Source organism: Frisingicoccus caecimuris (assembly GCF_004340975.1).
Taxonomy (GTDB): Bacteria; Bacillota; Clostridia; order Lachnospirales; family Lachnospiraceae; genus Frisingicoccus; species Frisingicoccus caecimuris.
This window is the reverse complement of record NZ_SLXA01000004.1, coordinates 181,444-201,858: the sequence shown is the minus strand read 5'-3', so window position 1 is coordinate 201,858 and position 20,415 is coordinate 181,444. Positions and strand designations below refer to the sequence as shown.

The window sequence follows — 20,415 nt, the reverse complement described above, 5'->3', positions numbered from 1 at the left end:
CGTCAATTTCAGAAGCATGAGGATAAGAAAGCCAACATTGCCTTTCTTAAAAATGAGTACGGCACCGGCGGCGGTACGCACAGTTATCCCGATGGGACACAGGGCGGGACATGGCATGACAGTAAAGGGATCGGAATTAAAAAGCATGGTTCCTATACAAAGCCCGACCTTGTACTTTCGTGGTCAAAAGTAGAAAAACGGATCAGGGAACTGATTCAAAATGACCGCTATTTTAATGCCAAGGAAAAAGACCACTATCCTGAATTTCTGGAAAGTGTGGAAGCTCCCCAGTATGAAATTGATGCACAGCGGAAAATGGCAAGGCAGCGTTTTATTGATGCTCACCGTGAGCTTCCGCCTGCGGATAAGAGAGATACCCTTTCTTTGCGGCTGTCTGATTTTATCCATGATCTGGATCATTACGAAAAGGATCTGCTCAAAGAAGTGGATCGTGCCGATCTTGCTGATGTTCCTGCCGAACAGATGGAGCAGCTTCTTTCAGAGCCTGCCACTGTCCAGCAGCTGCTTGAGTTTCTGACGAAAGTGCAGAGGCAGACCGTCAGCGTTTACAGCCGGAGCAATGCATGGCGCTTTTCCCAGGAACTTCTGGAGCTTCACCCTGTCCGCTACCTCTATCACGAGGGAGATATGGTGTATCTGGGAGCAGATAAATATGAAGTATCTGCCTTTGATGAAACTGCTGTTTCCCTTCAAAATCCTGAATTTCCTCTGTTCGGGAAAGAAATGAGCCGGACGGATTTTGAAGAAAAGCTCCGTGAAAATCCTGCCAATGACCACCTCAAGGTCATCATTACAGAAATGCAGGACAAGGAAACACCTGCCGAAACAAAGCCTGACCGTTTGGTATTTTCTATCGGCTTTTCGGAACATCCCGCCTTTTATGACCGGGAACTGAAGGATCGCTATACCAATTTGAGCTTTGCCCTTGGCAATTATCTTCTGGGTGTTTTGGACGAGAAGCAGCACCGGGAAAGACAGGCGGAAGAAAATCATGTTGGATGGTATCACAAGACTGATTTTGAGATTACGGCCACTATCGGCGGCGAAGATTTTCACTATGAGGGACGATTTGACATTGGAGATGGCGAGGGCGATCTGATTGCCCATATCAAAAACTTCTATGAATACTCTCTCTCCCCCAACTGCCCATTTATTCCCGAATGGAAGAAACAGGGCGAGGATTTCTATCGTGAGAAACTAGAGAGCCTGCAATGGGGACGAGATGTATTTCTTCCCTATCTGGAACAGCATAAGACGCTGACGCCAGAGGATGAGAAGCTCTTTGCGGAAATCATGGCAACCGAAAATGACTGGTTCCGTGTCCCGGAGGAGAAGAACACAAGCCTTGCCGGGCGTTTGGTGGACTTCATTGAGGAAGTTGATCCATATGAGTATCAGGACACCTTGGAAGTTGGAGAAACCAAAGAGGATGCCATTCAGAAAATCGAGGCAGATTTAGCTGATCCGGCGCATGTGCAAAGTTATGTGGAACAGCTGACGCAGTGGCAGGAAGAATTGGAGGATGAAGAACAAAAAGAGATCTGCAGACAGCTTATTGCTGAATTGCAGCCCACTGCAGGACAGGAAGAAAAAGAACAAGATGGAGTTTCACAGGATTCTTCCGACCTGATCGGTAAGGAAATCGTGATCGACAACCGAAGATACCGGATTGAAAGCGTGGGAGAAATCAGCGGTGATGTGTCTATGCGTGACATCACGTTCCAGAACCGTGTTGGTTTCCCGATCAATCGTGTGGAAAAGATCAGTTATATCCGCAGGCTTTTGGAACAGCAACAGCCACAGGAGGAACTACTGAAACAGGCGAAAGCCCTGATCGATGAATTTATCCATGAAGAATACGACAGCGAATTAGGGGCAGATTATGAGGATTTGCACAGCGTAGGGCTTGCCTATACTACTTCCGAGAATGAGGAGCATGATCTTCAAATCAATGCGGATCTGGTGGATTGTACACTGGATATTTATATCGACAGCAGCCTGGCTCATCGAGAAAGATTCAACGGTCTTTCGGATATGATTGAACGTTGTCTTTCTGATCTGGAATTTGGAGACTTAGTAGCAAAGGCAGAAGATCAGGTTGAACGATTGAAACCGCTTGAATCACAGACCGAAGAAAAGACAGAAAAAGCAGTTGTTCCTTCTTCTGACCGGCACAATTATCGGATTACAGAAGATACTTTAGGTGTCGGTGGTGCAAAAGAAAAATTCAGAAACAACATGGCAGCCATCCAGCTGCTCCATGAGCTGGAATTGGAACATCGTCTTGCTACACCCGAAGAACAGGAAGTTCTTGCCCGTTATGTTGGCTGGGGCGGTCTATCCATGGCCTTTGACGAGAACAATGCGGCCTGGGCAGAAGAATTTAAGGAGCTGAACGCCAGCCTCTCCCCGGAAGAATACCGGGCAGCCATGGAGTCCACTCTGACAGCGTTCTATACCCCGCCGGTTGTCATCAAAGCCATGTACGAATCCCTTGACCATATGGGATTTTCCGGTGGTACGATTCTGGAGCCGTCCTGCGGAACCGGCAATTTCTTTGGTCTGCTCCCGGATCGTATGGCAGGCTCAACGCTTCACGGTGTAGAAATCGACTCTCTTACAGGAAGAATTGCAAAGCAGCTTTACCAGAAAGCCAGCATTGCCATTGAGGGATTTGAGCAGACAAAACTTCCCGATGACCATTTTGACGTCGTTGTCGGCAATGTACCGTTTGGCGATTTTAAGGTCAATGACAGCCGTTACAACGCCCAGAAATTCCTGATCCACGATTATTTCTTTGCGAAAGCATTGGATAAAGTCCGCAGCGGCGGCGTAGTGGCCTTTATCACTTCCAAGGGAACGATGGATAAAACAAGCCCGGAGGTGCGGAAATATATCGCACAGAGGGCAGAACTTTTAGGAGCCATCCGCCTGCCAGATAATACGTTCCGAGCCAATGCAGGGACAGAGGTCACCAGTGACATCCTCTTTTTGCAAAAGCGTGACCGCATTGCAGATGTGGAACCGGATTGGGTACACCTGGATACCGATGAGAACGGGATCACCATGAACAGCTATTTTGTACAGCACCCGGAAATGATCCTGGGCGAAATGAAAATGGAAAGTACCCGTTTTGGTTTTGACTCTGTCTGCAAGGCATACAAAGATATTCCACTTGCAGACCTGTTAAGCAAAGCTGTCCAGAACATTCAGGGAGAAATCCCGGAGTATGAAAAAGGGATCGATGAAATCTCGGATGAACCGGACGCTTCTGTTCCTGCCGACCCGAATGTGCGCAATTTTTCCTTTACCATGGTGGATGGAAAAGTCTACTTCCGGGAAAATGACCGCATGACACCGGCCACAGTATCTATGACCGCAGAGAGCCGCATCAAGGGATTGATCCAGATCCGTGACTGTGTCAGAAAGCTCATCGAGTATCAGACGGAGGATTATCCAGAAGAAATGATACGCACCGAACAGGAAAACCTGAACCGGCTGTATGATGCGTTTTCCCAAAAATACGGACTGATCAACAGCCGTGGCAACTATCTGGCCTTTGCATCGGATGAGAGCTACTTCCTGTTATGCTCTTTGGAAGTGCTGGATGATGAGGGTAATTTCAAACGAAAAGCAGATATGTTTACGAAGCGGACGATCAAGCCCCACCGAGAAGTTACTTCTGTGGAAACGGCCAGTGAAGCCCTTGCCCTTTCGATTGGGGAAAAAGCGCTTGTTGACCTGCCTTATATGGAACAGCTTACAGGCAAACCCCAGGAGGAACTGGTACAGGAATTGCAGGGCGTGATCTTCCGTATCCCCGCTTCGGAACCGGCAAAATATGTGACTGCTGACGAATATCTGTCCGGCAATGTGCGAACAAAACTTCTAAGCGCACAGGCTGCGGCAAAGGAAGATCCGGCGTATGAAATCAATGTAGAAGCCTTAAAGCAGGTGATCCCCAAAGACCTGTCAGCGGCAGAAATCTCCGTCCGTCTGGGTACCACCTGGATACCGCAGGAGGATATTCAGCGGTTTGTCATGGAGCTTCTTACCCCTTCCAGCTATGCAGCAGGAAGAATCCGAGTGCGCTATACTCCAATGAATGGCGACTGGTTTATTGAAAATAAGAGTTCCGATTTCGGAAATGTCAAGGCGGACAGCACCTATGGTACAAAAAGAGCTTCCGCCTATCGTATTATTGAGGACACCTTAAACCTGCGTGATACCCGTATTTTTGATTATGTGTATGATGAAAACGGCAATAAAAGAGCCGTATTCAATGCCAAAGAAACCACGGCAGCGCAGGCAAAGCAGGAAGCTATCAAACAGGCATTTCAGGATTGGATCTGGAAAGATCCGGCACGAAGGAGCCGACTGGTGCGGTATTACAACGACACATTCAATTCCGTCCGCCCTCGTGAGTATGACGGAAGCCATATCGTATTTGGCGGTATCAGCCCAGAGATTACTCTCCGACCTCACCAGGTCAATGCTATTGCCCATATCCTGTACGGCGGCAACACACTCCTTGCCCATAAGGTGGGCGCAGGAAAGACCTTTGAAATGGTTGCTGCGGCACAGGAAAGCAAGCGCCTTGGATTATGCAATAAGTCGATGTTCGTTGTTCCCAATCATCTTGTGGGGCAATGGGCTTCCGAGTATCTCAGGCTGTACCCAAGTGCCAATATCCTTGTAACCCGCAGGCAGGACTTTGAGACGGGCAACCGGAAAAAGTTTTGTTCCCGCATTGCCACCGGCGATTACGATGCGGTCATTATCGGGCATAGCCAGTTTGAGAAAATCCCAATGAGCATTGAGCGTCAGAGAGAACAGCTTCAACGTCAGATCGATGATATTGAGCGTGGAATTGATGATGTGAAGGCAAGCAAAGGCGAACAGTTCACGGTCAAGCAGCTGATGAAAACCAGAAAGGCGATTCAGGCAAAGCTGGATAAGCTCAATGACACCAAGCGAAAAGATACCGTCATTGATTTTGAACAGCTCGGCATCGACAGGCTCTTTATTGATGAGAGCCATTTTTATAAGAACCTGTATCTTTATACCAAGATGCGAAATGTAGGCGGGATCGCCCAGACGGAAGCCCAGAAATCCAGCGACCTTTTTATGAAGTGCCGCTATCTGGATGAAATCACAGGCAACCGGGGAACGATCTTTGCCACGGGAACCCCGATCAGCAACTCCATGGTCGAGCTGTATTCGGTACAGCGCTACTTGCAGTATGATGCGCTTTTACGGAATGGTTTGCAGCATTTTGACAGCTGGGCATCCACCTTTGGTGAGACAGTCACCGCTCTGGAGCTGGCTCCGGAGGGCTATACTTTAATAGGACGATAAAATTAACTGTCCTAAATTGAAAATACATAAGGAAGGAGGTTAAGAGAATGTCAAGGACTTCAAAGATTACAGCACTTTATGAGAGATTATCAAGAGATGATGACCTGAATGGCGAGAGTAATTCCATTACCAATCAGAAAAAATACCTCGAAGATTATGCCCGTAGAAATGGCTTTGAGAACATCCGCCATTTTACTGACGATGGTTTTTCGGGTGTAAATTTCAATCGCCCAGGCTTTCAGTCTTTGATAAAAGAAGTTGAAGCAGGCAATGTCGGAACATTGATTGTTAAGGATATGAGCCGATTAGGGCGAAACTATCTGCAAGTCGGATTTTATACGGAAATTCTGTTTCCGCAGAAAGATGTCCGTTTTCTTGCAATCAACAACAGCATTGACAGCAACAATGCTTCGGATAATGATTTTGCTCCGTTTTTGAATATTATGAACGAATTTTATGCCAAAGACACGAGCAATAAAATCAAGGCTGTATTTGATGCCCGAATGAAAGACGGAAAGCGTTGTAGCGGTTCAATCCCTTATGGATATAACCGATTGCCGAGCGATAAGCAGACGCTTGTTGTTGACCCTGTGGCTTCTGAGGTGGTAAAGCGTATCTTTCTGCTTGCCAATGAGGGCAAAAGTCCACGAGCCATAGCGGAAATACTGACCGAAGAAAAGGTTTTAATTCCTGCCGCATATGCAAAGGAATATCACCCAGAACAGTACAACGGGATTAAGTTTGCAGACCCTTATATTTGGGGCATATCTGCCATTAGAACGATTTTAAGCAGGCAGGAATATCTTGGACATACTGTTTTGAGAAAGTCGGTCAGCACCAATTTTAAATTGCATAAGAGAAAGACTACCGATGAAGATGAGCAGTATGTGTTTTATAACACCCACGAGCCTATCATATCGCAGGAACTTTGGGACAGCGTTCAGAAGCGAAAGAAACGAGTGAACAGAGCTGCGGCAAGAGGTACACATACCAACCGATTAAGCGGTTATCTGTACTGTGCCGACTGTGGCAGGAGAATGACTTTGCAAACGCATTATAGCAAGAAAGACGGTTCTGTTCAGTATTCTTACCGTTGCGGCGGGTATGCAAGCAGGGTTAATTCCTGTACTTCCCATACGATTAGTGCTGATAATGTTGAAGCCTTGATATTATCGGCAGTTAAACGCTTTTCAAGATTTGTTCTGAATGATGAAAAAGCCTTTGCTTTGGAACTGCAATCCCTTTGGAAAGATAAGCAAGAGGAAAAGCCGAAGCACAATCAATCGGAGTTGAAACGCTGTCAGAAACGCTATGACGAACTCTCTACGCTCATTCGTGGCTTGTATGAAAATCTTATATCGGGATTGCTACCCGAAAGACAATACAAGCAACTGATGAAGCAGTATGACGATGAACAGGCTGAATTGGAAGCGAAAATGGAAACGATGAAAAAGGAACTTTCTGAAGAAAAAGACAGCACTATGGATATTCAGCATTTTATATCGCTGATACGCAAGTACAAAAATCCTACGGAAGTTTCTGATTTGATGTTTACCGAACTCATTGACAAGATTGTGGTGTATGAAGCCGAGGGTGTGGGAAAAGCAAAGACACAAAAGGTTGATATTTACTTCAATTATGTCGGACAGGTCGATATTGCCTACACCGAGGAAGAACTTGCCGAGATAAAAGAGCAGGAAGAACAGGAAGAAAAGAAGCGATTGGAGAAACAGCGTCAGCGTGAAAAAGCCTATCGAGAGAAGCGAAAGGCAAAAAAACTTGCTGAAAACGGTGGCGAAATCGTCAAAACAAAGGTATGTCCTCATTGTGGGAAAGAGTTTACCCCTACAAGCAACCGACAGATTTTCTGTTCAAAGGATTGCTGCTATCAGGCAAGGCAGGATAAGACAAAAGCCGATAGAGAAGCGGAAAAAGGAAGTCATTATTATCGTCAGCGTGTATGTGCTGTGTGTGGCAGTACTTACTGGCCTACACACAGTCAGCAGAAATTCTGTTCCGAGGAATGTAAAAAGGTAAATCACAATAAGAAAACCTTGGAGTTTTACTACAAGAAGCAAAAGGAGAAAGAACTATGCAAAGATTTATTACAGACGAAAGAACAGGTATCCGATACGAACTCATCGGAGATTACTATTATCCCTGCCTGACAGTAGAGAAAAGTCCTCCCCTTTCAAAATATGGTCGATTGCGGCAACGATATTTGAGGGAACATAAGCGTGTGCTATATTTTAATCTGCTGACAAGCGGAAAGTTATATGAACACCTTGCCGAAATTGATACTTCGGCTCGTGATATGGCGGAATATCTGATAAAGGAAATGGCAAAGAAGCAGGGTGTAACGGAAGAACTGAAAGCAACGGATATGATGAGATGGATAGGATTGATGAATAACATTCGAACCTGTGCCGATGAGATTGTATTGAATGATATTGTGTATTCCTAACGGATACCAACCGAAGAAGAACTGCTGTCAAACCGATGGCAGTTTTTCTTTTTCGGCAAGTATTCAAGAAGTCATTAAGTCGTGAGTATAATCGAAGTGGTAGAAAAATTCGTAAAGATGTGGTACAATACTTTTGCTTGTGAGCGACAAATCGGAAGTTATGGAGGTACTTTATGAACGAGAGAGAAAAAATTATCCGATTATGGTTTGATATGTGGATTAAGAAAGCAGATTTAGGAATTGACAATATTTTTACAGATGATGTTGTATATACTGAGAGTTGGAGTCCTAAATATGAAAACCGCAAAACGGTAAAGCACTGGTTTGACGAATGGAATACACGCGGAAGTGTTCTTGTCTGGGAGATTAAGCAATTTTTTCATCAAGGCAATCAAACAATCGTGGAGTGGTATTTTAAAAGCAAAATGAATAATGGAAATGTTGAAGAATTTGACGGAATATCTTTAATTGTATGGACACAGGATAACAAAATAAAATCATTAAAAGAGTTTGGTTGCAATCTTCATAATTACAATCCATATCGAGATAGTGATATTCCCGTATTTCGAGAAGAAAAAGCAAATTGGTTTTGAGAGGACTATAAATTCCAGTTTGCCAGTATCTTAGACATAATATGAACAACGAAAAACATCGTAGCAATACGGTGTTTTTTTGTTACCTAAAACCAACAAATTCATACATAACCACAGGTTAGTACAAATACCTTGTGTGATTTTTTGAAAGGCTTAGAACGGGGATTTTCTCCGATTTTCGCCCCTAAAAGATACACAAAAAGGTTTCAAGTATCTTTCCTGTGGTTTTTTTATTTTCAAACGGAAAGGTGGATTGATATGCCAAGAATGAGCAAGAAACGGAAACAAGAATGGGCATTGTTTCTGAATGACCGTAATCGCATTACCTACAACGAACTTTGCAGAAAATGCAGGAATGACTGTAAGCAGAGTTTCCGCTGTATCGTGGTGCTTTGCCCGAAATATTTATCGAAAAGGAGAACAAATAAAAATGATTGAAAATGAAATGACTGTCAGCGTACCTCTTGAAGTTGTCAAGGCAAGCGAAATCGAGCCGAAAGAAGTGAAATGGCTGTGGTATCCGTATATTCCGTTTGGCAAGGTTACGCTGTTGCAGGGCGATCCGGGCGATGGAAAAAGCAAGCTAATGCTTTCCGTTGCCGCCCTGCTCTCAAAGGGCGAACCTCTGCCCTTTACCGAAACGGAAGAAAACGAGCCTGTGACTATCATCTATCAGACAACGGAAGATGACGCAGACGATACGGTAGTACCTCGCTTTAACTCTGCCGGTGGCAACGGAGAGAACCTTATCTTCATCAGGGAAGATGAAAAGTCTTTATCCTTTGGGGATAACCGTATTCGTGAAGCGATTGAGATGTACCACGCAAAACTTTTAATTCTTGACCCGATGAGTTCCTATATCGGAGAAATCTGTTCGATGAACAATGCCAACGAAACACGAGCCGAGTTTAATCATCTGATAGCGGTTGCGAAAGATACTGGCTGTGCGATTGTGATTATCGCTCATATGAACAAGATGAAAGACACCAACCCCCTTTACCGTACCAATGGTTCGATTGACATTGCGGGTGCTGCAAGAAGTATTCTTGCAATCACACGCACACCGAACAAGGAAGTACCTGCGGAAAGATATTTGGTGCAGGTAAAATCCAACCTTGCCCCGACAGGCTCTGCCATTCTGTTTGAAGTATCTGAGAAAGGTGTGGACTTCATTTCCGAAATGGAAATGACAGCAGAAGAAGCGTTCCAGTCCCTTGCCCCGAAAATTGGCAGACCCAACGATAAGGAAGTCAAGGCGAAAGCATTTCTGATGGAAATGCTGAAAGACGGAGAAATGCTTTCTTCAGATTGTGAAGAAAAACTTGAAGCCGCAGGGTTCAAGAAATCGACCATCAAAAAGGCAAAGAAGAACACAGGAGTTATTTCCCGAAAGAAAGGTTTTCTGTGGTACTGGTCTTTGCCGATGGGCGATATATCGAGAGAATAAAAACGGACTGTCTGCTGATGGGACAGTCTGATTTTATGATTGAGGTATCAAAGGAGGTCAAGGGGGAACACCCTTGCCCACGACATCTTTGCAGACGAAGTCTGAAAGTGTCATAGTGGGTTACACACATTCAAAGAATGTTGTGTAACGGCTTCGCCCTGCCGAGAAAGGAGAACGAAAATGGCTAAAAACAACAAAGCGGATATGAGTTGTGCAAGGGTTAAAAAGTACACCGCTTCCGATGTCAGCAAAGCAGAAAGACACAACGAGCGCAAAAATGAAACCTATGAAAATATGAATGTCATTGAGGAACGCATACCATTTAATGTGCATTTCAAAACACCGACTGCCCCGACTTATATGGAACAATTAAAGCAGATGGAAACTGACGGTTTGGTGTCGCTTCGTGGGTTGAGGAAAGACGCAACGATCTTCAATGAAATTGTGATTGATGTGAACACGATGTACTTCGAGCGTAACGGCGGCTACGAATACGCAAAGCAGTTTTATGAAGAAGCGTTCCATTTCATCGAAGAAAAATTCGGTGCTGAAAATGTAATATCGGCAGTAATGCACGCTGATGAAATCAATATAGCGGCAACCGAGGAACTTGGGAAAGAGGTGTACCACTATCATCTTCATGCTATGGTTCTGCCTGTGGTGGAGAAAGAAATCCTATGGAGCAAGCGTTGCAAAGATGAAAAACTGCGAGGAACGGTTAAGGAAGTTGTTCATCAAATCAGCCATTCAAAGAAATGGAAATCGGATATTCCGCTGACCGACGAAAAAGGCAATCCGCTTCTCAGAAAGAACGGAAAACCGATGTTCCGAGCTTCATACAGTATTCTGCAAGATGAATTGTTTAACCATATGACGGAGCAAGGCTTCAAAGGCTTTCAGCGTGGCGAATACGGAAGTACCGCCGAACATCTTACTTCCCTGCAATATCAAATCAAGCAGGACAAGGAACGCTTGGAGAAGTTGCAGAAGCGCATTCAGCATGAACAGATGAAGTATGAGCCTGCCCGTAATGTTTCTAAAACCTATAACGAGATTGACCGTATGGGGCAGAAAACAATCACAGGTAAAATGGCAATCTCCAAAGAGGATTATTCTGAGCTTACTGCCCTTGCCAAAGAGGGCATTACAAGTCGTGCGGAAATTAGCGAATTAGAACAGAGTGCCAACTATTACCGACAGAAATATTTTGACTGTGCAAACGCGCTCGAAAGAATGAAAACTAAATACAACGAACTGAAAGAAAAGTGCAGACCTTTTCTTCAAGCGTTGGAGCATTTCCCCGAAGTTGCTAAACTTTTTACCGAAAAAGTGAAGCAACTTTTTTCTTTTAAGGAAGCACAGGAACGAGCCGAAAAAGAAGCAAGGGAAAAAGAACGACAGGAGCGTATCAAGGCTCGAAGAAACAAGCGTGGTATGGAAAGATAACCATTTCCATTATACTCACGACTTAATGACTTCTTGATATATTGAAAATCTGCGGTTACTGGGTGCTCTAATGTGAATGCCCAGCAATCAAATTTTATGAAAGAGAGGAACTGACTATATGAAAGAACAGAAATATTCTTATTCACAGCGAATTGGAAAGACAACATTCATCGTAAATGTAAAGCAGTCCGAAAGTGCCAAAAAGCCTTTGAATACGGTGTTTCAAGACATCTGCAAGCACGAGGTTTTGGGCGATTTCTTTACGGACAAATCATTTAATTTAGAAAGTCCACAAAAAGTATCTTGACAAACTCGACCCCGAGGGAACCAATTACCGGGCGAAAACCCGCTTTGCCAAGTTTTTCAACCTGCCGGAGCTGATGCTGATGTTCCGGGAGGTGGCGGATATTCAGACCGCCGATATGCTGAAGCTCCCTGTTCCGGCGGTCAAGTACCACAACATCAAGACCAGGCCAAGTGAAATCCAGACGGAACTGGTCGCTTCCCTTGCCAAACGAGCAGAAAAAGTCCGTGCAAGGCTTGTGGAGCCGAATGTGGACAACATGCTCAAGATTACCAACGATGGTCGAAAACTTGCCCTTGACCAGAGGATGATCGACCCCATGCTGCCGGATGATCCCAACAGCAAGGTGAATGCCTGTGTGGACAACGTGTACCGTATCTGGGAAGAATATACAGACACGAAAGCAACCCAGCTGGTGTTCTGTGACCTGTCTACCCCGAAAAATGACGGGACTTTTAATGTCTACGATGACATCCGGGAAAAGTTGATTGCCCGTGGCATCCCTGCCGAACAGATACGGTTTATCCATGAAGCCACCAGTGATGCACAGAAAAAGGAACTGTTTGCAAAGGTCAGAAGCGGCGAAGTCCGTGTGCTGCTGGGTTCAACCCCTAAGATGGGCGCAGGTACCAACGTACAGGACAGACTCATTGCCATTCATAATCTGGATTGCCCGTGGCGTCCATCCGATCTGGAACAGCGCCAGGGACGTATTGAGCGTCAGGGAAACATGTTCCCGGAAGTTCAGGTTTACCGTTATGTGACGGAGCAGACCTTTGATGCCTATCTCTATCAGCTGGTGGAATCGAAGCAGAAATTTATCTCCCAGATCATGACCAGCAAAAGTCCTGTCCGCTCTGCGGAAGATGTGGATGAGGTGGCCCTTTCCTTTGCGGAAGTCAAAATGCTTGCCACAGGGGACGAGCGTTTCAAGGAAAAAATGGACTTAGACATTCAGGTTTCCAAGCTCAAAGTCCTGAAGCAGAGCTATCTTTCGGAACATTATGACCTTGAGGACAGGATACTGAAATATTTCCCGCAGACCATTAAGGAGTGTGAACAGCGGATTGTCTGCTATGAAGCCGATGCTTCCCTTGCCCGGCAGCATCAGCCGCAGGGTGAAGAAAAGTTCTGTCCGATGACCTTAAAAGGAATCACTTATACGGAAAAAGCCGCCGCAGGTGAAATGCTTCTTGCGGTCTGCAAAGAATATCCGATGGCCGAGCCTGCGGAAATCGGAAGCTATCGTGGGTTCAAACTGGAAGTTTTCTATGATACTTTCAATGCCCATTACTGTTTATATCTTTGCGGAAAGGCAAAGCACAAGGTAGATTTAGGTACTGATCCACTGGGTAACCTGACACGAGTTGAAAATGAGCTTGCGAAAATCCCTGTAAAACTGGAAGCCGCAAAAATCAAAAAGGCAGAAACGATGGAGCAGCTTGAAACCGCTAAGATCGAGGTAGAAAAGCCATTTGCCTTTGTAGATGAGCTGAAAGAGAAATCAGAACGGCTCAATGCCCTCAACATCGAGCTGAATTTAGACCAGAAAGACCCCACTGTGCTTGACGCAGAGCCGGAGCAAAGTGAGGAACCGCCCGAAAGAAAATGTGCCAGCCGGGAGAGATAAATTCTCGTTTTGCACATTTGTATTGCAGAAATGTGGGCAGTATAATAAGTGTAGAATTGAAACTATCGGAGGTGAGAGAGGTGTCTGACGAGTTCAGATTTGAAACCTTTGTAGATGCCCACAGCAATATCTTTCGTGAATATCTAAGCTCCGTGATTGCGAAACTGACGGAAAGCAATGAGGACTACCGTGCCATTCAGGAACAGATGGAAGCGATATTTCAACAATATCCTAAAGTGCTGGAGGCTGTTGATACCGAAACTGCAGCGGAATTATCCCAGCAGGAATGTGCAGCTCTGATCAAAGTCATGGAGCTTAGGAATAATCTTACAGATATTGAAATTCAGACGGTTTACTTCCGTGGATGTTATGATGGCGTTGGGTATCTGAAAAAAGCAGGAATTTTATAACTGAATAATCAAAGAAAGGCGGCATTGGTATAAAGCTAATGCCGTCTTTTACATAGACAATATGATAGAAATAATCTACAGTATATGTTACTATAAATCAAAAAGCAAAAATGAAAGAAGTGTTATAATATAATGATCAATAGAGTTCGCAGAGCAATTCGACGAATCCAAATTAAGATTCATTATTTTCGTTCCAAGTTCGACATTGTAATCTTGAATAAAATTCCTCACATAAAAATAAATGAAAAGCATCAAAAAAAAGTAAAATTTATACTTCGAATACTCACATTAGTTGGCATTATATCCTCGATTTTCACCTTTTCAGAGTGGTACTATTCATTGGCTTTTTCACTTATATTATTTATTATTGAGCAGGTATTTGAACAAATTATATTCACTCACAATATTATGCTTGTTCAGCCAATGCCGCAAAACTGGGATTCCAGCAAGTGGATATGCATGGTTGGTGCTACTGATGAGAAAAATTTAATACTTGGATTTGGATTTTCCGATAAAAAGGTTGGAATTGATTTTTTTAATACACTATTAGCTTGGAACGACAATAACAATGTCAATGAGGGAAATATCCAAATGTCCTTAGTGCAGGAGGATAAGCGCCATTATTCGGTTCATATATATCCTACTTTGGAAAGACGGTTCATCAAAAAGAATTGCGAGTTACATGAAAGACTTTTTGATAAAAGAAAAAATGCAGGCAAGGAACTCAATTTTTTGGTGACGCAAATTTGTTTTTGCAAAGTATTTCCAATTACTCCGAAATGTGCATACAATTTATTTTATAATAATGCACATAATATCTTAGTACAGCTTTTTGACGCATCTAAAGTCAAAGAAGATGATCCAAGAACATATTACGATATATTTCCTGTTGATGACAGAAAGATTTTATTTAAAAATGTAACAGTTTGCAAAAGAAAAGATTTGGACAAAGAGGAAAATACATTGGAATATTTTCATGTTCCTAAGTATTGAATTGATTAATAATTTACATAGCCGAGAGGTTTTCATTACGAAAATCCCTCGGCTTTTTCTATTTCAGGAGGTGATTTTATTGAATGAGAAGTAACAGACCTTATGTGCAGCTTGACCCTGCCGTGATTGAGCAGGCACGGCAGATGGACTTGCTTTCCTACTTGCAGAGGTATGAACCAGACAATCTGAAGCATGTGGCGAGGAATGTTTACTGCACCAGAGAACACGACAGTTTGAAGATTTCCAATGGCAAATGGTACTGGTGGTCAAGAGGTTTTGGCGGTGTTTCTGCCCTGGACTATCTGATCAAAGTCAAGGAATACAGCTTTGTAGAAGCTGTGGAAGCTCTGGCAGGTATTACCGCAAGTTGGAGTCCGCCGCCTGTTTCTGCACCCAAAAAGGAACCGAAAGTTCTTCTTCTGCCACCCAGGAATAAAGACTGTGACCGAGTGACCCAGTATCTTTTCGGACGTGGCATTGATTTTCAGATCATTCAGGAGTGCATTGCAGACGGTACGATTTATGAAAGTGCCAGGTATCACAATGTTGTTTTTATCGGCAAGGATGAAAGCGGAACTCCTAAGTATGCGGCCTATCGTGGAACGATGGCCAGCTCTTTTAAGGGCGATGCATCGGGAAGTGACAAGCGGTATTCCTTCCGCCTTCTGGCAAGAGAGCCTTGCCAGTCGGTGCATCTGTTTGAAGCCGCCATTGATTTACTCTCCTATGCTACCCTGCTTAAATGTGAAGGTAAGGACTACAAAAAAGAAAATCTGCTTTCTCTTTCGGGCGTGTATCAGCCAAAGAAAGAGATAAAGGACAGCAAAATCCCCATTGCCCTTTCCACCTTTTTGAAGGGAAATCCACAAGTAAAGACCATTTTTCTGCATCTGGACAATGACAAAACAGGCAGACTCTGTACTGCCGCCTTAAAAGAATTGTTGCAGAAAGACTATCAGATCGTTGATGATCCACCGCCTGTCGGTAAGGATTTCAACGATTTTTTATTGTCCTATTTAGGAATTGCAAGGCCGAATCGGAACCATGAAAGGAGGGATGCCCGTTGATTGTCCACTGATTTTTAGAAGGAAACACCACGGCATTGAAATTAAATTGAACAAAGAAAGCGAGGAAAATTCATTGAAAAAATTTAAGGTTACTCTGACTGGACACTATCAAAAGACCATTTCCGTATATGCGGAAACCCCGGAACAGGTAAAAGAAAAGACAGAAACCATCCTGTTTGACACTGACCTGATCGACTTTTCTGATGAGGATTTCATTGGCGGTGAAGCTGTCGTCACCGTAGACCGGGAGGACGGTCTTGAAGAATCAGTCGAAGAAGAAACAGATGAGGACGACTGCTGTTCGGGCTGCCCGTACTTCTGTTCCGTTTGCGGAGAATGTGTGTACGAGGACGAGTGCGAGGAGTGATGTCTTACCAAGCACTGAATTTGGTTATCCAGAAATCTTCTGGATTCCAAATTCGCTTGTTAGGGGGCATCCCCTAATACCCCAGTGAAGAAAAGGAGTTTAAGAATGAGTGAATTTATTGCGTTTACCCTGGGCGGAATTTTCGGCGTTGTACTGATGTGCTGCCTGCAGATCAGCCGGCTCTCCGCCAGAAAGGATGTGGAAAATGAGAAACCGAAGCGTACAGATCCTGTTTCGTCTGAATGAGGAAGAAGCGCAGCATCTTTATGAGCTTGTAAAAAAATCCGGCCGCTCCAAAGAAGCGTTCCTGCGGGAAATGGTTAAGGGCTACCGCCTTTGTGAAAAGCCCGATCCTGAATTTTATAAGATCATGCGGGAACTGTCTGCTATCGGCAACCGTATCAACCAGCTTGCTGCGAAAGCCAATGCCCTGGGATTTGTGGACGCCCCTATGCTTTCACAGGAAGCAAAGAAGTGGCATGAGTTTCAGGTGGATGTGCGAAAAAAATATCTGCTTCCCCAAAGGCAATCAGGATAATGGCAGTCTGTGAGATCTGGGATGTACGGGGCAGGCTTGACCACCCGATTGACTATGCCGAAAACCCGGAAAAGACTGCCAATCCCAATTATTCGGAAACAGACCTTCAGGCTTTGGTGGATGTGATGGAATATGCGACCAATCAGTATAAGACGGAGCAGCGGTTTTTTGTCACGGGTGTCAACTGTGACCCTGCCTCTGCCAGAGAGGAAATGATGATCGCTAAAGCACAGTGGAATGATGAAAGTGAGATCATCTGCTATCACGGGTTCCAGAGTTTTAAATCGGGAGAGGTCACGCCCAAACAGGCACACGAAATCGGTGTCAGACTTGCACAGCGGATGTGGGGCGACAGGTTTCAGGTAATTGTTGCTACTCATCTGAATACGGATTGCCTTCACAATCACTTTGTTGTGAACTCGGTTTCTTTTATGGACGGGAAACATTACCACGACAACAAAGCCAATCTTCGATTGCTTCGCCAGCGCTCCGATGAGCTGTGCCGGGAATATGCCCTTTCGGTCATAGAACATCCAAGCGGCAGAAAGAAACCCTATGCGCTTTATCAGGCGGAAAAGAATGGGATGCCCACACGGGACAACGTGGCAAGGCAGGCAGTGGATGAAGCGATCAGCAAGTCCTTTACCCTGAAAGACTTTGATCGTCAGATGGCAGAAATGGGATACCATGTCCGATTTGACCCGAACCGAAAATACTGGACGATCATAGGGAAAGGATGGAAGCGCCCCAAGCGGCTTTACAAGCTGGGAGAAGATTATACCAACGAGAGGATTATGGAGCGCATCCGGGAAAATTCCTATGCCGTTAAGTTTTCCCGGTTTGCCGGGCCGCAAAAACCAATCCCGGTGTACCGCCTGAAAGGAACTCTGAATGGAGCAAAGAAAATCGGCGGGCTGCGGGGGCTGTATCTGCATTACTGCTACAGGCTCGGTATTCTTCCGAAAAACAGAAAACAGAATTATGCAAGGCTTCATTATCTTTTAAAGGATGACCTGATGAAGATGGAAGCTATATCGCAGGAAACAAGGCTGCTTTGCCGGAATCGCATTGATACGGTAGAGCAGCTTTGTTCTTATAAGGAATCTTTGGAAACGGAAATGGCTGACCTGCTTCAAAAGCGCAAGGGACTTTATTCCCAATCCCGCAAGATGGGCGGTGAAGAAAAGGAAGCGATACGGTCACAGCTTTCCGATCTTTCCAAACGATTGCGAGAAATCCGAAAGGAGGTGAAACTGTGCGAGGGGATCGAGGCCCGTAACGATACCCTCAAGAAAAAGCTGAAAACCATACGGGCGGATGAAGAACAGCAAAGAAAGGAGCTGATGACGAATGAACACAAGCGGCGAAGCGGCAGAACAGATCGTCCGAATGAGCTTGGAGGGATTTGAAGTTGCCGCCAGGATTACCGGTGCTGGTGCAAAAAACATTGCGATCCTCTTGTATTCGATTCTCAAAGAAGAAAAGAAAACCAAAGGCAAGGCAAGACTCACCAACATGCTGCGCTCTGGAAAGGAACTGAAAGTCTTTACCGTCAAGAATGGTGATTTGAAGAAGTTCACACAGGAAGCCAAGAAATACGGTGTCCTCTACTGTGTGCTTGCTGACCGAAAAAACAAAGATCCAAATGCCGAGGTAGATGTGATCGCCCGTGCGGAGGATGCGTCTAAGATCAGCCGTATTGCGGAGCGCTTCAAACTGGCATCCGAAAGCACGGCGTCTATTGTGACGGAAACAGAAAAGTCCAAAGATACGAAGGACGGCCAGCCGGAGCCAGACATCGGAGTACAGGAAAAGGCAGAGAAAGATAAACTTCTTGACGCATTGATGGGTGCGCCGGTTCAGAAGGAGGAACATGCCCCGGAAAACCCCTCTGTGGCAAAGACCGAAAAATCCCCTCAGTCCGAGCCTATCTTAGAGCAGCCAAAGAAGTCCGCAGAGGGGGCTACTATGACTAAGGAAAAACCTTCTGTCAGAGAGGAACTGCGGAAAATCAAAGAGAGCCGTAAGGAGCAGGAAGCGGAGGCTTCCCCTTTCCTGGACAGAAGCACTGCTTCCGACAAAGCCAAGAAACCGCCAGCAGGAAAAACAGAGCATAAACAACCGCCAAGGCGGAAAAAGAAACCCAAATCCAAAGAAACGAGGTAAATGATAATGAGTATTTATGATGTATTTAGCGGCGGCAGTAAACCGTTTGATAAAGCACAGTGGGCTGCCCAGAAGCAGGCACAGCGAAAGGAAGCCTATGAGCTGATCGACAGTACCTGTGCGGAAATGATGACAAACGGCGACAGCTTCCGCCAGTATCTGGATGTGCAGAGCCGTTTTGACCGATACTCGGTTGCCAATGCCATTTTGGTATCTGCCCAGAAACCCGATGCAGTGCAGCTGAAAGATTACAGCACATGGAAGCAGAATCGGATCTTTGTCAACAAGGATGCACACAAGATTGTGATTCTCGAACCGGGTAAGGAGTATACCCGTGAGGATGGTTCAAAGGCAGTCGGCTATAATGCAAAGATTGTCTATGACATTTCTGAAACCTCTGCGGCAGGAAAAGTACAGGCACCGGAGACGAAAACCATGCGGGAGCTTGTTTCCGCCCTGATCGATGCAAGCCCGGTTCCCTTTGTTCCGGTTGACGATCTGGAAATGCCTGCCTACTACGATAGTAAGCAGCAGACGATTTTTATTAAGACCGGTCTTTCCGAAGAACAGCTTTTTGTGAGCATGGCAAAGGAAGTTTCTGCAGCGGTCTTTGACTTTAAACACAATGAAAGCCGTGATGCTTCCGATTTCAAATCCTTCTGTGTCGCCTATATGGTCAGTGAACGCTATGGCGTAGATACCAGAGGGTTCAGTTTTGACCGGCTTCCGGGTGAATTTTCGGAAATGGATACGCAGGTGTTCAAAGGCGAGCTTAACTCCATGCGTGATGTTCTGGGAGAAATCCAGAGCGACATGTTTAAGAGCCTGGAAAAGAGCAGACCGCCTAAGAATAAGGAGCAGGAACGCTAATCGGAGGTAGAGCCTATGAAAGAAGAACGATACCATATCGCACTGGATAGGTACGACAGGAATATCGTGATCAATGCCTTAAATACCTTGCGGACACGGCAGATACAGGAGGAACGCCCCACCGAGCCTGTGGATGAGCTGATCGACAAGGTAGCCAATGCCCCGACAAAGAAAGTCAGGGTAATTCCCTGTAAGTGTCATGAGGAACGATAACAGCCAGAAAACGAACATCATCCTTTCTGTCTGCGGGATTGTTCCTGTCGTATGGTTTGCCCTGCTGACAGCGCCCTATGTCAGTGGAGGCATGGTAGAGATCGTCAATGGATTACCCGTGGCGATGAGCCACCCTTTTGCAATCAGGATGTGTGAGGACAGCTTAAAAACTGTCCTTCTTTTTTTGCTCGCTTATGCAATAGGGATCGGCATTTATTTCTCTACCCGCAGGAACTACCGCAGACGGGAGGAGCATGGCTCGGCAAAATGGGGCAACACCGGGACTTTGAATAAAAAGTACCGGGATAAAGATCCGTCCGCAAATAAGCTGCTGACGCAGAATGTCCGTATTGGTCTGAATGGCAGAAAACACCGCAGAAACCTGAACATTTTAGTATGCGGCGGTTCCGGTGCAGGAAAAACAAGGTTTTTCTGTAAGCCTAATGCCATGCAGTGCAATACCTCTTTCGTGATCCTCGATCCGAACGGAAAAGAAGTTTTAGGATATATATTGCAAGCAGTCCATTG

General features: G+C 45.1%; 18 protein-coding genes and 3 pseudogenes. All 21 read left to right on the top strand.

The window, feature by feature from the left end; translation table 11 throughout:
* Nucleotides 1-315 precede the first annotated feature (315 nt).
* Nucleotides 316-1,155 (top strand): annotated as a pseudogene (locus EV212_RS14040) (LPD25 domain-containing protein); the annotation flags it as partial.
* 1,020 nt (nucleotides 1,156-2,175) lie between these two features.
* Nucleotides 2,176-5,358 (top strand): annotated as a pseudogene (locus EV212_RS14035) (N-6 DNA methylase); the annotation flags it as partial.
* Nucleotides 5,359-5,426: 68 nt separating this feature from the next.
* The gene (locus EV212_RS06430; protein ID WP_055173296.1) at nucleotides 5,427-7,547 is read left to right on the top strand and encodes a recombinase family protein; all 2,121 of its coding nucleotides are present in this window, start codon (nucleotides 5,427-5,429) and stop codon (nucleotides 7,545-7,547) included.
* Nucleotides 7,472-7,843, top strand: a complete 372-nt coding sequence (locus EV212_RS06425) for a TnpV protein (protein ID WP_004612398.1) — start codon at nucleotides 7,472-7,474, stop codon at nucleotides 7,841-7,843. The genes EV212_RS06430 and EV212_RS06425 overlap by 76 nt, the downstream gene beginning before the upstream one ends.
* Nucleotides 7,844-8,016: 173 nt before the next feature.
* Nucleotides 8,017-8,436, top strand: a complete 420-nt coding sequence (locus EV212_RS06420; RefSeq protein ID WP_003864537.1) for a nuclear transport factor 2 family protein — start codon at nucleotides 8,017-8,019, stop codon at nucleotides 8,434-8,436.
* Between the two features lie 258 nt (nucleotides 8,437-8,694).
* Nucleotides 8,695-8,874 (top strand): hypothetical protein, encoded by a 180-nt coding sequence (locus EV212_RS13705; protein ID WP_226845240.1) that lies wholly within the window; start codon nucleotides 8,695-8,697, stop codon nucleotides 8,872-8,874.
* A complete protein-coding gene (locus EV212_RS06415) occupies nucleotides 8,867-9,883 on the top strand; it encodes an AAA family ATPase (protein WP_243115489.1) in 1,017 nt (338 codons plus the stop codon). Before EV212_RS13705 ends, EV212_RS06415 begins: the two co-directional genes overlap by 8 nt.
* A 180-nt stretch (nucleotides 9,884-10,063) precedes the next feature.
* Nucleotides 10,064-11,329: a plasmid recombination protein gene (locus tag EV212_RS06410; RefSeq protein ID WP_132090559.1), complete on the top strand. Its 1,266-nt coding sequence runs from the start codon at nucleotides 10,064-10,066 to the stop codon at nucleotides 11,327-11,329.
* Nucleotides 11,330-11,447: 118 nt separating this feature from the next.
* A complete protein-coding gene (locus EV212_RS06405) occupies nucleotides 11,448-11,636 on the top strand; it encodes a transposase (RefSeq protein ID WP_132090557.1) in 189 nt (62 codons plus the stop codon).
* 73 nt (nucleotides 11,637-11,709) lie between these two features.
* A complete protein-coding gene (locus tag EV212_RS06400) occupies nucleotides 11,710-13,263 on the top strand; it encodes a helicase-related protein (RefSeq protein WP_243115488.1) in 1,554 nt (517 codons plus the stop codon).
* Nucleotides 13,264-13,343: 80 nt separating this feature from the next.
* Nucleotides 13,344-13,673: a DUF6664 family protein gene (locus tag EV212_RS06395; protein ID WP_165873321.1), complete on the top strand. Its 330-nt coding sequence runs from the start codon at nucleotides 13,344-13,346 to the stop codon at nucleotides 13,671-13,673.
* Between the two features lie 408 nt (nucleotides 13,674-14,081).
* Complete coding sequence (locus EV212_RS06390) at nucleotides 14,082-14,666, top strand: hypothetical protein (protein ID WP_165873320.1); 585 nt, start codon at nucleotides 14,082-14,084, stop codon at nucleotides 14,664-14,666.
* Nucleotides 14,667-14,749: 83 nt separating this feature from the next.
* On the top strand, nucleotides 14,750-15,733 hold the full coding sequence (locus tag EV212_RS06385) for a DUF3991 and TOPRIM domain-containing protein (protein WP_132090551.1): 984 nt from the start codon (nucleotides 14,750-14,752) through the stop codon (nucleotides 15,731-15,733).
* A 73-nt stretch (nucleotides 15,734-15,806) separates the two neighbouring features.
* Nucleotides 15,807-16,100 (top strand): hypothetical protein, encoded by a 294-nt coding sequence (locus tag EV212_RS06380; protein ID WP_002607879.1) that lies wholly within the window; start codon nucleotides 15,807-15,809, stop codon nucleotides 16,098-16,100.
* Between the two features lie 105 nt (nucleotides 16,101-16,205).
* Nucleotides 16,206-16,346: a DUF3789 domain-containing protein gene (locus tag EV212_RS06375; protein ID WP_132090549.1), complete on the top strand. Its 141-nt coding sequence runs from the start codon at nucleotides 16,206-16,208 to the stop codon at nucleotides 16,344-16,346.
* On the top strand, nucleotides 16,306-16,638 hold the full coding sequence (locus EV212_RS06370; RefSeq protein ID WP_008727095.1) for a plasmid mobilization protein: 333 nt from the start codon (nucleotides 16,306-16,308) through the stop codon (nucleotides 16,636-16,638). The genes EV212_RS06375 and EV212_RS06370 overlap by 41 nt, the downstream gene beginning before the upstream one ends.
* The gene (locus EV212_RS06365) at nucleotides 16,638-18,047 is read left to right on the top strand and encodes a relaxase/mobilization nuclease domain-containing protein (RefSeq protein ID WP_132090546.1); all 1,410 of its coding nucleotides are present in this window, start codon (nucleotides 16,638-16,640) and stop codon (nucleotides 18,045-18,047) included. Before EV212_RS06370 ends, EV212_RS06365 begins: the two co-directional genes overlap by 1 nt.
* Nucleotides 17,989-18,804 carry a PcfB family protein gene (locus EV212_RS06360; protein WP_132090544.1) on the top strand — a complete coding sequence of 272 codons (816 nt, stop codon included), beginning with the start codon at nucleotides 17,989-17,991 and terminating at the stop codon, nucleotides 18,802-18,804. The genes EV212_RS06365 and EV212_RS06360 overlap by 59 nt, the downstream gene beginning before the upstream one ends.
* Nucleotides 18,805-18,810: 6 nt before the next feature.
* Nucleotides 18,811-19,674, top strand: a complete 864-nt coding sequence (locus tag EV212_RS06355) for a hypothetical protein (RefSeq protein WP_132090541.1) — start codon at nucleotides 18,811-18,813, stop codon at nucleotides 19,672-19,674.
* 15 nt (nucleotides 19,675-19,689) lie between these two features.
* On the top strand, nucleotides 19,690-19,887 hold the full coding sequence (locus EV212_RS06350; protein WP_132090538.1) for a hypothetical protein: 198 nt from the start codon (nucleotides 19,690-19,692) through the stop codon (nucleotides 19,885-19,887).
* Nucleotides 19,874-20,386, top strand: a pseudogene (locus tag EV212_RS06345) (type IV secretory system conjugative DNA transfer family protein); the annotation flags it as partial. The gene EV212_RS06350 and the pseudogene EV212_RS06345, both read left to right, overlap by 14 nt.
* Between the last annotated feature and the right edge of the window lie 29 nt (nucleotides 20,387-20,415).